Source organism: Saccharothrix syringae (assembly GCF_009498035.1).
GTDB classification, from domain to species: domain Bacteria; phylum Actinomycetota; class Actinomycetes; order Mycobacteriales; family Pseudonocardiaceae; genus Actinosynnema; species Actinosynnema syringae.
In genome coordinates this window covers 4,596,034-4,608,980 of record NZ_CP034550.1, presented here as the reverse complement: position 1 = coordinate 4,608,980, position 12,947 = coordinate 4,596,034, and the positions used below count along the sequence as shown (strand labels likewise).

At 74.9% G+C, this 12,947-nt stretch carries 15 protein-coding genes and 1 riboswitch; of the genes, 8 read left to right on the top strand and 7 right to left on the bottom strand.

The features are described from left to right. Window positions 1-127: 127 nt before the first annotated feature. Window positions 128-1,384: a serine hydroxymethyltransferase gene (locus tag EKG83_RS20010; RefSeq protein ID WP_033433132.1), complete on the bottom strand. Its 1,257-nt coding sequence runs from the start codon at window positions 1,382-1,384 to the stop codon at window positions 128-130. A 28-nt stretch (window positions 1,385-1,412) separates the two neighbouring features. Beyond that, a riboswitch (ZMP/ZTP riboswitch) is annotated at window positions 1,413-1,497 on the bottom strand. Between the two features lie 161 nt (window positions 1,498-1,658). On the opposite strand from EKG83_RS20010, the gene EKG83_RS20005 reads away from it, so the two are divergent. The 7 genes from EKG83_RS20005 (at window position 1,659) to EKG83_RS19975 (ending at window position 8,743) form a co-directional block, all read left to right on the top strand. Continuing rightward, window positions 1,659-2,495 carry a hypothetical protein gene (locus EKG83_RS20005; RefSeq protein ID WP_033433131.1) on the top strand — a complete coding sequence of 279 codons (837 nt, stop codon included), beginning with the start codon at window positions 1,659-1,661 and terminating at the stop codon, window positions 2,493-2,495. Continuing rightward, on the top strand, window positions 2,492-3,151 hold the full coding sequence (locus EKG83_RS20000; protein ID WP_033433130.1) for an extensin family protein: 660 nt from the start codon (window positions 2,492-2,494) through the stop codon (window positions 3,149-3,151). Before EKG83_RS20005 ends, EKG83_RS20000 begins: the two co-directional genes overlap by 4 nt. A gap of 178 nt (window positions 3,152-3,329) precedes the next feature. Beyond that, window positions 3,330-3,770 (top strand): hypothetical protein, encoded by a 441-nt coding sequence (locus tag EKG83_RS19995; protein ID WP_033433129.1) that lies wholly within the window; start codon window positions 3,330-3,332, stop codon window positions 3,768-3,770. A gap of 84 nt (window positions 3,771-3,854) precedes the next feature. After that, window positions 3,855-6,809 (top strand): ATP-binding protein, encoded by a 2,955-nt coding sequence (locus EKG83_RS19990; RefSeq protein WP_051766402.1) that lies wholly within the window; start codon window positions 3,855-3,857, stop codon window positions 6,807-6,809. A gap of 10 nt (window positions 6,810-6,819) precedes the next feature. Then, complete coding sequence (locus EKG83_RS19985) at window positions 6,820-7,362, top strand: DinB family protein (RefSeq protein WP_033433128.1); 543 nt, start codon at window positions 6,820-6,822, stop codon at window positions 7,360-7,362. Window positions 7,363-7,529: 167 nt separating this feature from the next. Next, window positions 7,530-8,156 carry a ClpP family protease gene (locus tag EKG83_RS19980; RefSeq protein WP_033433127.1) on the top strand — a complete coding sequence of 209 codons (627 nt, stop codon included), beginning with the start codon at window positions 7,530-7,532 and terminating at the stop codon, window positions 8,154-8,156. Further along, on the top strand, window positions 8,153-8,743 hold the full coding sequence (locus tag EKG83_RS19975; protein WP_033433126.1) for a ClpP family protease: 591 nt from the start codon (window positions 8,153-8,155) through the stop codon (window positions 8,741-8,743). Before EKG83_RS19980 ends, EKG83_RS19975 begins: the two co-directional genes overlap by 4 nt. A 4-nt stretch (window positions 8,744-8,747) precedes the next feature. Here EKG83_RS19975 and EKG83_RS19970 read toward each other — a convergent pair whose 3' ends face one another. After that, window positions 8,748-9,125, bottom strand: a complete 378-nt coding sequence (locus EKG83_RS19970) for a helix-turn-helix domain-containing protein (RefSeq protein ID WP_033433125.1) — start codon at window positions 9,123-9,125, stop codon at window positions 8,748-8,750. Window positions 9,126-9,253: 128 nt separating this feature from the next. Here EKG83_RS19970 and EKG83_RS19965 point away from each other — a divergent pair, with 128 nt between their 5' ends. Beyond that, window positions 9,254-9,523, top strand: a complete 270-nt coding sequence (locus EKG83_RS19965) for a hypothetical protein (RefSeq protein WP_033433124.1) — start codon at window positions 9,254-9,256, stop codon at window positions 9,521-9,523. A gap of 100 nt (window positions 9,524-9,623) precedes the next feature. Here EKG83_RS19965 and EKG83_RS19960 read toward each other — a convergent pair whose 3' ends face one another. The 5 genes from EKG83_RS19960 to EKG83_RS19940 all read right to left on the bottom strand — a co-directional run bounded on the left by EKG83_RS19960 (window position 9,624) and on the right by EKG83_RS19940 (window position 12,918). Beyond that, window positions 9,624-9,824, bottom strand: a complete 201-nt coding sequence (locus tag EKG83_RS19960) for a hypothetical protein (protein WP_033433123.1) — start codon at window positions 9,822-9,824, stop codon at window positions 9,624-9,626. An 80-nt stretch (window positions 9,825-9,904) separates the two neighbouring features. Beyond that, on the bottom strand, window positions 9,905-10,972 hold the full coding sequence (locus EKG83_RS19955) for a spore photoproduct lyase family protein (protein ID WP_033433122.1): 1,068 nt from the start codon (window positions 10,970-10,972) through the stop codon (window positions 9,905-9,907). Between the two features lie 94 nt (window positions 10,973-11,066). Continuing rightward, a complete protein-coding gene (locus EKG83_RS19950) occupies window positions 11,067-11,390 on the bottom strand; it encodes an STAS domain-containing protein (protein WP_228122894.1) in 324 nt (107 codons plus the stop codon). Window positions 11,391-11,455: 65 nt separating this feature from the next. Next, the gene (locus EKG83_RS19945) at window positions 11,456-11,845 is read right to left on the bottom strand and encodes a response regulator (RefSeq protein ID WP_228122712.1); all 390 of its coding nucleotides are present in this window, start codon (window positions 11,843-11,845) and stop codon (window positions 11,456-11,458) included. Beyond that, the gene (locus EKG83_RS19940; RefSeq protein ID WP_033433159.1) at window positions 11,842-12,918 is read right to left on the bottom strand and encodes a PAS domain-containing sensor histidine kinase; all 1,077 of its coding nucleotides are present in this window, start codon (window positions 12,916-12,918) and stop codon (window positions 11,842-11,844) included. Before EKG83_RS19940 ends, EKG83_RS19945 begins: the two co-directional genes overlap by 4 nt. Window positions 12,919-12,947: the final 29 nt, after the last annotated feature.

Here is a 12,947-nt window from a genome sequence, read left to right as displayed (position 1 = left end):
CCCGCCACCCGCCACCCGCCACCCGCCACCGGGCACCAACCACCCCCGGGCACCAACCCGCCACCGGGCACCAACCCGCCACCGGGCCGGGCACCTCAACCCCAGCCCAGGCAGCCGCCCCGAAACCTCAGGCCCAGCCCGGCATCGGGTACCCCGCCATCAGCTCCGCCACCTCCGCGGCGATCCGGTCCAGCTCACCCTCGTCCCCCACCGCCGCCACGGCCCGGTCGATCCACGCCGCCACCTGCGGCATCTGCTCGACCGTCAACCCCCGCGTGGTGATCGCGGCCGTGCCCAGCCGCACCCCGGACGGGTCGAACGGCTTGCGCGGGTCGAACGGCACCGTGTTGTAGTTCGCCTCGATCCCGGCCCGGTCCATGGCCTTGGCGGCCGGCTTGCCCCCGATCCCCTTGCTCGTCAGGTCCACCAGCACCAGGTGGTTGTCGGTACCGCCGGACACCAGCTCGAACCCGCGCTCGACCAGCGCGGCCGCCAGCGCCTTGGCGTTCTGCACCACCGCGTGCGCGTAGAGCCCGAACCCCGGGTCCAGCGCCTCACCGAGCGCCACCGCGATCGCCGCCGTGGTGTGGTTGTGCGGGCCGCCCTGCAAACCGGGGAACACGGCCTTGTCCACGGCCTTGGCGTGCTCGGCGTCGCTGAGGATCATCGCGCCGCGCGGGCCGCGCAGGGTCTTGTGGGTGGTCGTGGTGATCACCTGGGCGTGGCCGACCGGTGACGGGTGCGCGCCGCCGGCGACCAGGCCCGCGATGTGCGCGATGTCGGCCACCAGCACGGCGCCGACCTCGCGGGCGACCTCGGCGAAGGCCGGGAAGTCGATGGTGCGCGGGATGGCCGTGCCGCCGCAGAAGATCACCTTGGGGCGTTCGGCGCGGGCCAGGTCGCGGACCTCGTCGAGGTCCACCACGCCGGTCTCCTTGCGCACCCCGTACTGGACGCTGCGGAACCACTTGCCGGTGGCCGACACGCCCCAGCCGTGGGTGAGGTGGCCGCCGGCGGGCAGGGCCATGCCCATGACGGTGTCGCCCGGCTCCAGGAACGCCAGGTACACGGCGAGGTTGGCCGGTGAGCCGGAGTAGGGCTGGACGTTGGCGTGGTCCACCCCGAACAGGGTCCTGGCCCGGGTGACGGCCAGCTCCTCCACCGGGTCGACCACCTGCTGGCCCTCGTAGTACCGCCGACCGGCGTAGCCCTCCGAGTACTTGTTGGTCAGCACCGAGCCGGTGGCTTCCAGCACGGCGGTCGAGACGTAGTTCTCCGAGGCGATGAGCCGGACCTTCTCGAACTGGCGGCGGGCCTCGGCCTGGACCAGGCGGGCGACCTCGGGGTCGGCACCGGTCAACGACGGGATGGCGGGTTCGTGCACGACTGCCTCCACGCGCGCGCGAGCGCTGCCGTGGCACCCAGGCGCGCGGTGCGTTCCGGCCTCGCTCCCCGGTGGTCGGTTCCACCCTCGGCACGCCAGTCGCGAACGGGTGCCATCCTACTCCGCGCACGCCCGTTCACCGCCGGCGGTTGTTGATGTTTTGGGCGGAACGGACCATTGCCCTCGCTCCCGGCCGGTTCAATACTCGTCGTTGGAAATCTTCCAACCGGCCCTGCGCCACGTCAGCACTTCCCCCTGCCCCGAAAGGACTGACGTGCTCGATCGGCGAACGTTCGTGCTGGGAGCCGCGGCGACCGCGGCCCTGGTCACCACCACCGCAACACCGGCCCGCGCGGCGGCTGCCGCACCGGGCGAGACCGCGGGCGCGCTGCTCGCCCCGGACGGCACCCCCGCCGCGCTCACGCGGGTCGACGGCCAGTGGGCGCTGCTCGACGAGAGCGGCTCGGTGCGCATCACCACCGGCCTCGGCACCGCGGACCTGGTCGACGCGACCGTCGACGGCGACCGGCTGGTCGCGGTCGGCTCGCTCGGCGGCGACCAGCCGGTCGCGGCGATCTGGGAGTCCACCGACGGCACCGCCTGGCACGAGGTGCGCCGCCTGCACGGCGTGGGCTCGCAGTTCACCGCCGTCGGCGGCGGGCTGGCGCTCGGCTCCGTGGTCAAGCAGGAGCGGGCCTCGGTGGTCCGCATCGCGGCCCGCCGCACCGCCTCCGGCTGGGCGACCGTGCGCGTGCGCGGCCTGGAGTGGACCGACGGCCTGGCCGCCACCGCGGTGGCCCGCACCCCCGGCGGCTGGGTCGCGGCGGCGGTCGACCGGGTCGGCACCGTCCTGCACACCTCCGCCGACGGCGTGAACTGGACCGCCCGGCCCCGGCTGGACGGCGTCGCGGTGCGCGGCCTGGCCGCGCTCGGCGGCGGCGTGCACTGGGTCGGCAACGAGCTGGTCGAGGCGGTCCCGCTGACCGGCTTCCTCGACGCGGACCGGCGGCAGCCCGCCGTGCCCGCGGACGCGAAGGCGCTGGGCGTCGTGGGCGCCCGCTCGGCCTGGCTGGCCGGTGGCCGCCTGATCACCGCGGAGGCGACCCGATGATCACGTTCCAGCGCATCGACGGCACGCCGGTCTACTACTGGCGCTCCAGCCGCGGCGACACCACGCTGCGCAACTGGCAGGCGACCCAGGAGTTCTACGACAGCCTGGTGCTGTGGATCCGGGACCTGCGGTCCCTGTCGTCGGCCTACGGCAGCATCACCTACCTGGTGTCGGCGGGCTTCTACGTGAACAAGCCCGGCGAGCACGGCGCGGGCACCGCGATGGACCTCGACCACGTCCGGTGGAGCGGCGGCCAGACCTGCTCGCCGCTGGACCGCGAGCACGCCTCCGGCACCCAGGCCACGCGCCGCCGGTACCTGGCGGTGGACGCGGTGTGCCGGCGGCGGTTCCGGTACGTGCTGGACGGCTGGTACAACGCCGACCACGCCGACCACATCCACTCCGACTTCGGCGGGCTGCCCGCCCGCTGCGTCACCGGCTCGGAGAGCGACACGAAGTTCGTGCAGTCCCTGTGCAACAACTTCATGAACTCCGGCCTGGCCGTGGACGGCATCTGGGGCCCGCTGACGACGAGCGCGTTCACCACCGCCAAGTCGCGGCTGGGCGTCACCGGCGACCCGCACACCAGCACCTCGGCGTGGCAGACCTTCCTGTCCGCGGCGGCCCGCCGCGGTTTCGCCAACCAGGCGTTCTAGCACCGGCGAGCGGTGGCCCGGGGTCGCGCGCGGCCCCGGGCCACCGGCCGTTCCGGGCACGGCACGCCAACCGGTGGCCCCGGCACCGCTCACCCCGTCGGCCCCATCCACCCCGACGGCGAACCGCGACCGCCCCGCCCGCGAACCCCGTTCGAGCGCACCTGTCGAAGGGGGAGCAATGGAGGACACCGCGGCCTGCACCGCCACCCGCTACGCCAACGAGCTGCACGCCACCGTGGAGGACCTGGCCATCGGCAGGCGGTGGCCACTGGTCCTGGCCGACGGCAACGTGCACCTGCCCACCGGGCGGGGCATCGCCGGCCTGGTGGTGGACGCCCGGCTCGCCGCGCAGGTGCCCGTCGAGCTGCCCGCCCTGGCGCTCACCCCGGTCCTGTGGGCCTTCCTGGTCGACGTGATCGGCGTGCACGCGCCCGTGCTGCCGCCGTACGCGCGGTTGGTCACCGGGGGCCGCTACCTGCCGCTGCCGCCGAGCGTGACGGCCGACGGCCCGGTGCGGTGGGTCCGCCGGCCCGGTGGCGCGCTCCCCCGGCTCTCCTCCGTGCTGGACCTGCTGCGCCCGCTCACCCCGACGGTCCGGATCGGCCGCGGCACCCGGTGACCGCGGGCGGTGGCCGCTTGCCGGGCCGCGGGCACTTGCTATAGACTTTTCCGTCGCTGCGGAGATCGGCGTAGGGAGGCCGCGGTGACGGCAGGCGGCAGTGCACCCGACTGGGCCCGGGACGTCCTGGCCGCGGGTGGCGAGGCGGGACGGCTGGTGCGCGACCTCGACTGGTCCGCGACGCCCCTCGGACCGATGGCCGGGTGGCCGCGGGACCTGCGCACGGCCGTCGGCCTGTGCCTGTCCTCCCGGTTCCCCATCCTGCTCTGGTGGGGCCCGGAGCTGGTCATGATCTACAACGACGCCTACCGCCCGGTGCTCGGCACCTCCAAGCACCCGGCGGCGATGGGCTCGCCCGGGAAGCGGGTGTGGCCGGAGATCTGGCCGCTCATCGGGCCCATGCTGGACGGGGTGCTGGCCGGCGGCGGCGCCACCTGGTCCGAGGACCAGCTCCTGCTGCTGGACCGCAACGGGTTCCTGGAGGAGTGCTACTTCACCTTCTCCTACAGCCCCATCGGGGACGGGACCGGCGTCGCGGGCGTGTTCTGCGCCGTCACCGAGACCACCCAGGAGGTCGTCGGCACCCGCCGCCTGGCCGCGCTGGGCGAGCTGGCCGCCGGGCTGGTCGACAGCACCGACGTGGACCAGGCGTGCGCGCGGGCCGCGGCGGTGCTCGCCCGGCACGCCGAGGACGTCCGGTTCGCCGAGATCCACCTCCTCGACGGCGCCGGCCCGCGCCGGGTGGCGGCCACGGGCGCCGCGCCGGACGTGGCGGACCTGGTCGCCGAGGTCGCCGCCACCGGGCGGGCCGCCGCGCGGGGCGCGGTGCGCGCGACCCCGGTGGTCGAGCCCGGTTCGGCGGGTGCCTGCGCGGTGCTGGTGGTGGGGGTCAACGAGCGGCGGCCGTTCGACGCCGACTACCGCTCGTTCGTGGACCTGATCGCCGGGCACGTGGGCACGGCGGTCGGCGGCGCGCGGGCCTACGCGGCGCAGCGCGAGCGCGCCCGGGCCCTGGCCGAGCTGGACGCCGCCAAGACCGTGTTCTTCTCCAACGTCAACCACGAGCTGCGCACCCCGCTGACCCTGATCACCGGTCCCGTGCAGGACGCGCTGGCCGACCGGGACCACCCCCTGCCCGACGCGCAGCGCGCCCGGCTGGAGGTGGCCGGGCGCAACGCCGAGCGGCTGCGCCGCCTGGTCGACGGGATGCTCGACTTCGCCCGCATCGAGGGCGGCAGGCTGCGGCCCGAGCGGGTGGCGGTCGACCTGGCCGCGGTGACCCGCGACCTGGTGGTCAACTTCGCGCCCGCCGCCGAGCGCGCCGGCCTGGCGTTCACCGCGGACTGCCCGGACCTGCCGCGCCCGGTGCACGTGGACCGGGACATGTGGGACCGGGTGGTGCTCAACCTGCTGTCCAACGCGGTGAAGTACACGCCGGCGGGCGAGGTGCGGCTGGCGCTGCGCGACGCGGGCGACCGGGTGCGGCTGACCGTCGCCGACACCGGGGTGGGCATCCCGGCCGACGAGCTGCCCCGGCTGTTCGAGCGGTTCCACCGGGTGCGCGGCACCGAGGGCCGCTCGCACGAGGGCAGCGGCATCGGCCTGGCCATGGTCCGGGAGCTGCTGCACCTGCTGGGCGGCTCGATCGAGGTGGAGTCCGCACCCGGCCGCGGTTCGGTGTTCACCGCGCTGCTGCCCTACGGCGAGGGCGCCCCGGCGGCGGGGCACGCCACCCCGGCGGCCGACGCGGTCGCCCCCTACCTCCAGGAGGCGGCGACCTGGACCAACACCCCGTTCGAGGAGGTCGACGGCGACCTGCCGCGGCTGCTGGTCGCCGAGGACAACGCCGACCTGCGCCGCTACCTGCGGGACCTGCTCGCCGGGCACTTCTCCGTCGAGCTGTCCGGCGACGGCGAGGACGCGCTGGCGCGGGTCCGCCGCCGGCCGCCGGACCTGGTCCTGGCCGACGTGATGATGCCGCGCCTGGACGGCTTCGGCCTGCTGCGCGAGCTGCGCGCGAACCCGGGGACGCGGCACCTGCCGGTGGTCCTGCTGTCGGCCCGCGCGGGCGAGGAGGCCGCCGCCGGGGGCTTCGCCGCGGGTGCCGACGACTACCTGGTCAAGCCGTTCTCCTCGGTGGACCTGGTGGCCCGGCTGCGGGCGAACCTGGTCCGCGCGGGCGAGCGCACCCGTGACGCCGCGTGGCGGGCCGCCGTGGTCCGCGCCCTGCACGACGGGGTGTTCGTCGCCGACGCGTTCGGGACGGTGCTGGAGGTCAACGACGCGTTCGAGCGGATCACCGGCTGGGGCCCGGCCGACGCCCCGTACGCCCCGCCGCTGCCGTGGCTGCCCGACGGCCGGGAACCCGCGCGGCCGACCGACGAGCTGGAGTTCCGCCGGCGGGACGGCGGCGCGGTGCGGGTGGAGGTGTCCACCAGCGTGGTGGCGGACCGGTGCGGGCACCGGGAGCTGGTGGTCGGCACGGTCCGCGACGTCACCCGCGACCACGGCGCCCGCGCCCGGCGGGCGACCGCGGTGGAGCTGGCCACCCGGTTCACCTCGCTGCTGGACCCGGTGGCGCTGCTCGACGCCGCGACCGCCGGTTTCGGCGAGGTGTTCGACGGCGAGGTGGTGCCGCTGGGCCCCGACATCGCGGTGCCCGCCGAGGCGCACCGCGCCCCCGTGCCCGGCCTGCTGCTCGAAGCGGGCGACCGGCGGTTCTGGGTGCACTTCCCCCGGCCGCGCGCGGTCGGCGCCGACGAGCGCATCCTCGCCGACGTGCTGGCCGCCAACCTGGCCACCGCGCTGGACCGGGCGCGCCGCGCGGCCCGGCACGCCGACACCGAGCAGCAGTTGCGCCAGGCCGTGCGCAGCCACCAGGTCATCGGGCAGGCCGTGGGCATCATGATCGAGCGGCACCGGCTGACCGACCAGGTCGCGTTCGACCGGCTGGTCACCGCCTCGCAGCGGCGCAACACCAAGCTGCGGGAGCTGGCCCGGTTGCTGGTGGAGACCGGGGAGGACCCGGAACTGCTGTGATGATGGCGGTATGACGCGCAGGAGAGCGGAGTTCTTCGTCCCCGAGGAGCAGGACCCCCGGCTCGGCCGCAGCGCCACGGGCGACGAGCGGGCGCTGCTGGTCGACTCGCTGGCCGTGCAGCGGGCCACGCTGGAGATCAAGTGCTCGGGCCTGGGCGCCGAGGCCATGGCCCGGCGGTCGGCCGAGCCGTCCGCGCTGTCGCTGCTGGGGCTGGTGCGGCACCTGGCCGACGTGGAGCGCCGCTGGTTCCGGCGGGTGCTGGCCGGGCGGGACGCGCCGCCGCGGTTCTCCTCGGCGAGCGACCCGGACGGCGACTTCGACGGCGCGACGCCCGCGGGCGTCGACGAGGCGTGGGCGGCGTGGCGGGAGGAGGTGGCGTTCGCCGAGGGGTTCGCGGCCCGCGCGACCGACCTGGGCGTGACGGGCGAGGACGAGTGGCGCGGCAAGGTGTCGCTGCGCTGGGTGCTGGTCCACCTGGTCGAGGAGTACGCGCGGCACAACGGGCACGCCGACCTGCTGCGGGAGCGCATCGACGGCGCGGTCGGGCTCTGACCCCGCCCGCTACCGGCCGATCCGCCCGCCGCTGGCTGATCCGTCCGCCGCCCGCCGCCCGCCGTCCGCCGATCCGCCTGCCGTCCGCCGATCCGTCCGCCGTCGGCTGATCCGCCCACAGCAGCGGGACCCGTGCGCGGCGCCGCGCGGTCGGCATCGTTGCGGGCATGGACGACAACCCGAAACAGCCGCTGTTCGACCACCGCATCCGGGAGCGGTTCCTCGGCCGGCGGGTGCTGGTCCTCGACGGGCCGCTCGACGACGACAACGGCACGGTGCTGGCCACCCAGCTGCTCTCCCTGGCCGCCGACGACCCCGGCCGGGACATCGCGCTGTGGATCCACTCGCCGGGCGGCTCGGTGCCCGCGATGCTGGCCATCCGCGACGCGATGCGGCTGGTGCCGTGCGACGTGGCCACGCTCGCGCTGGGCCTGGCGTGCAGCGCGGGGCAGTTCCTGCTGTCCGCGGGCACGCGGGGCAAGCGCTTCGCCCTCCCCCACGCCCGCGTCCTGATGCACCAGGGCTCGGCGGGCATCGGCGGGTCGGCGGTCGAGGTGGAGGTGCAGGCCGACGACCTGCGGCACACCCGCGACACCGTGCTGGGGCTCATCGCGCAGGACACCGGCCAGCCGGTCGAGCGGATCTTCGCCGACTCCCTGCACGACCGCTGGTTCACCGCCGAGGAGGCCCGCGAGTACGGCTTCATCGACCACGTCGTGCAGCGCCTCGACCAGATCGTGCCGGTGCGCACGTACGACCTGGGCCTGGGCTCGGCGCGGGGGGCGCGCGTATGAGCACCTACACCATCCCCAACGTGATCACCCGCGGCGTGGGCGGCGAGCGGATCATGGACGTCTACTCGCACCTGCTGTCGGAGCGGATCGTCTACCTCGGCACCGCGATCGACTCCGGCGTGGCCAACGCGCTGATCGCCCAGCTGCTGCACCTGGAGGCGGACAACCCGGACCGGGAGATCAACCTCTACATCAACAGCGAGGGCGGCGACCCGTCCGCGATGCTCGCGCTCTACGACACCATGCGCTACATCAAGGCGCCGGTGACGACGACGTGCGTGGGCCAGGCGGTGGCGGCGGGCGCGGTGCTGCTGGCCGCGGGCGAGGCCGGGCACCGCTTCGTGCTGCCGCACACCAGGGTGGTGCTGCACCAGCCGGCGGCGCGGGGCCGCGGCACCATCCCCGACCTGATCCTGCAGGCCGACGAGGTCGTGCGGGTGCGCACCCAGCTGGAGGAGGTGCTGTCCCGGCACACCGGCCGCGACGTCGGGCAGCTCCGGCACGACACCGACCGGGACCGCGTGTTCGACGCGGCGGGCGCCGTCGCCTACGGCCTCGCGGACCACGTCCTGGACCGCCGGGCCTGAGGGCTCAGGCGGCCAGGAGCACGGGTCCCGAGGGGCGGCGGTCGACCGCGGGACCCGTGCCCGCGCCCCGGGTCCGCCGGACGTGGTGCGCCAGGTCGACGAGCAGGTCGGCCAGGTCGACGCCGAGCGCCCCGGTGACCGCGGCGATCATCTCGCTGGAGGGCTCCTTGCGGCCGCGCTCGATCTCCGACAGGTACTGGGGCGAGATGCCCGCCCGCTCCGCGACGTCGACGAGGCGGCTGCCCCGCTCCTCCCTGGCCGCCCGCAGGCTCCGGCCCAGCACCTCGCGCCACAGGGGTTCCGGCGCGCGGGTGCGCTCTGCGGCGCGTTCCCGGCTGCGCTCACGGGTGCGCTCGCGGTCGAAGGGGAGGATGTCCGCCATGGCGCCATCCTGGCCCCTGCGCGGCGGCCCGGGGCAGGGGTTCCGCTGCCGGCGAAACCACCGCGGTCGCTTCGCCCGGGGTTCGGGCTGTTCGTCCACGTTCCGGACACCCGTCCGGGCTTGGCGCCATGGCAGCGGACGCGATCCCCACCGCGTTGAAGGCCGTGGTGCCCGGCAACCCGACCAGCCGGCGGGTCGGTGGCGCGATGGGCGGGATCGGCCCTCGGGTGCCGGCCGAGGGCGGGCTGAACCACCCGACCCGCACCCCGTCCGGCCGGGTGGTCAAGTCCTCGGCTGCCCCTGCGCGGCGCGGCACCGAGGGTCGCCGCCCGGCCGGCACCTCCCGCGCCTCGCTCTGCGCCGACCCGGCCGAGTGCCGCGATTCCGATGAGGACTGATGGGCACGTCCCACCCGCTGCTCGCCCAAACCGGACCGCGCGGTCGCGTTGCGGCGACGCGACGTGGACCGGCTGGTGGCTCGCACGGGCGGCCGACCGACTACGCGGAGGTCATCGCTCCTGTTGTCCGCTCGATCCGCCGCACCAGGTCCCGCACGTCAACCATCTCCGGGTACTTCCCGGCGGCAGCGGCCAACTGCTTCACCGCGCGCCGGAACCGGGTCGTCCGGTGCTGGTGGACTTCACCGATCCGCTGCTGCCCCCGGTGCTCGTCTCCCGACCGGTCCGTGAGTTCCGCCATGCAACCCTGCCCACCTGACGGAGGGATGCCCCTCCCCGTCGAGCCTCACCCCCGCTGCACGAGACCCAGCCGCCGGTCGGTCAGAACGCGTAGCGCACCCGCAGGTAAGGCGCGTGCCGGTCGATCAGCGCCAGCAGCTCGTCGAGCAGCCCCCGCTTGAGCCCCGCCCGGTACCGGACGTTGACCCCGCCGCCCTCGCTGCGCTTGACCTCCTGGAGCCCCGGCCGCCAGAGCAGTTCCTCCGCCCGCGGGTGCCAGCGCAGGTTCACCTCGTGCAGCGCCCGGTTGTGCGTCAGCATGATCACCTCCGCCGCCAGCTGCGCCCTGGTCTCCGGCGAGGCCGCGTCACCCAGCGCCTCCAGCAGCTCCCGCCAGTCCTCCAGCCACCCGTCGTGCACCACCACCGGGCTGAGGTTGACGTGCACCTCGTAGCCCGCGGCGCGGAAGTCGTCCAGGGCGGCCAGCCGCTCGGCCACCGGGCTGGTGCGGATGTCGAGCAGCTTGGCGGTGCGCTCGGGCATCAGCGAGAACCGCACGCGGGTCCGGCCTCGCGGGTCCCAGTCCAGCAGGTCCCGGTTGACGTACTTGGTGGCGAACGACGCCTTGGCCGTCGGCAGGCCGCGGAACAGCTCCACCAGGTCGCGCACGTTGTCGCTGACCAGCGCGTCGACGGAGCAGTCCGAGTTCTCCCCGATGTCGTAGACCCACGCCCGGTCGTCGACCTGGTCGGGCTGCGCCATGGCCCCCTGCCGCGCCACGTGCCGGGCCAGGTAGCCGGTGATCTGCTCGATGTTGGCGAACACCGTGATCGGGTTGGAGTAGCCCTTGCGGCGCGGCACGTAGCAGTACGCGCACGCCATCGCGCACCCGTTGGCCGTGGACGGGGCGATGAAGTGCGCCGACCGGCCGTTGGGCCGGGCGCTGAGCGACTTCTTCACCCCCAGCACCAGCGCCTCCCGCTTGATGCGCACCCAGCGGCGGGCGTTGGCCTCGTCGCCGTGCAGCTCCGGGATCTGCCAGTGGCCCGCCACCTCGACCAGCTCGGCGTCGGGGAACCGGTCCAGCACCTCCCGGCCGCGCGGCAGCTCCGCCGCGGCGGGCTCCAGGTAGATCCGGGTGGGCGAGATCAGCGGCGGCTGTGCGGTCACCCCTCCAGTGTCCGAGGCGGACCGACGAACCCGCACGACGAACGGGCCCGTGTGCGTCGCCTCACGGGGGTGATCCGGCCGACACGGCCCCGGGTCACCCCGAGAGGGCGTCGGCCAGGCTGGCCCGCACGTCGAGCAGGCCCAGGACGCCGGTGACCTCCAGGGGGCGCAGCACGGCGCGGCCGGTGGCCACGACCGCGAACTCCCCGCCGGCCTCCTCGGCCCGCTCGCGGGCCGACACCAGCAGCGACAGGCCCGGCGAGCCGAAGAACGCCAACCCGGTCAGGTCCAGGACCAGCGACGGCGGCCGCTCGTCCAGCGCGCGGTCGACGGCGTTGCGGACCGGTGGCGCGGTATCCACGTCTAATTCACCCGAAACGGTGACGACGTGCGTGGTGCCCACCCGGGCGACGCGCACCTCCAGGTCGAACGGCACTGGCTCGAACTGCTCGATCACGGCGGCTCCCGCGGTGGGCTGCGGTCTCACCCCGACGTTCTACCAGTGCCCAGCCGACGGACGGCAGCCACTATGTCACGGTTGGGCGCGCCCTTGACCACGTACTCGGCCACCCCGGCGCGCAGGATCTCCTCCACGGCGGCCTGGTCGGCGTGGGCGGACAGCGCCAGGATGCCGGTGCCCGGCGCCAACCGGCTGATCTCGCGGGCCGCGCGGCCACCGCCACCGCCGGGCATGCGGACGTCGAGCACCACGACCGCGGGCGCGTACCGCCTGGTCAGGGCGATGGCCTCGTCGGCGTCGGCGGCGACCCCGACGACCTCCAGGTCCGGTTCGGCGTCCAGGACCTCGCGCAGTGCGTCGCGGATCAGGGCGTCGTCGTCGGAGATGACCACGCTGAGCTTGTCGGGCGTCACCCGTCGCCCCCCTCCGGTGTCGGGAGCCAGAACTGCACCGAGGCGCCGCCGCCGGGCCGGTCGGTCAGCGACCACCAGCCGCCCGCGGTCTCCGCCCGCTCCCGCATCTCGATGGTGCCGAAGTGCTCGAACGCGTTGCGGTCCGGCGGCGCGCCGACCCCGACGCCGTCGTCGGCGACCTCGACGAGCGTGCCGCGGTCGACCGAGGACAGCGTGATGTCGATCGTGGTCGCCCGGGCGTGCTTGTGGACGTTGCTGATGGCTTCCTGGCAGATGCGGAAGATGGTGATCGCCTGGTCCGCGGGCGGCTCGTGGTCGAGCGAGTGCCGCAGCCGGTAGCCGAGGTCCCAGGAGGCGGTCACGTCGGCGAGGTAGCGGTCCAGCGCCTCGACCAGGCCGTACCGGTCCAGCTCCGGGGGCCGCAGCCGGAACACCAGCCCGCGCAGGCGGGTGATGGCCTCCTGCACCGTCTCGTCGAGCCGGCGCACCGCGGGGACGTGCTCGGCCGGCAGCCGGTCGGCCAGCAGCTGCAGCCGCATGCCGACCGCGACCATGGCCTGGATCGAGTCGTCGTGCACGTCCCACGCGATGCGGCGGCGCTCCAGCTCCTGCGCCTCCACCAGGTGGCCGACCAGCCTGCGCTGCTCGTGCAGCGCCTGCTCGGTGCGCCGCCGCTCGGTCAGGTCCCGGGTGACCTTGGCGAACCCGCGCAGCCGCCCGGCGTCGTCGACCAGGGCGGTGATCACCACGTTGGCCCAGAACCGCGAGCCGTCCTTGCGCAGCCGCCAGCCCTCGTCCTCGAACCGCCCGACCTCGGCGGCCACCTCCAGCTCGTACCAGGGCTTGCGGGTGGCCAGCTCCTCGGCGGGGTAGAACACGGAGAAGTGCCTGCCCACGATGTCCTCGGCCCGGTAGCCCTTGATCCGCTCCGCGCCCGCGTTCCAGCTCACCACCCGACCGGACGGGTCGAGCAGGAAGATCGCGTAGTCGACGACGCTCTCGACGAGCAGGCGGTACGCCTCCACCGGTGGACGTCCGTAGGGGTCGAGCGGATGGGGGAAGTCGGTGGACATGGCCACACTGTCCACCACGGCGAATTGCG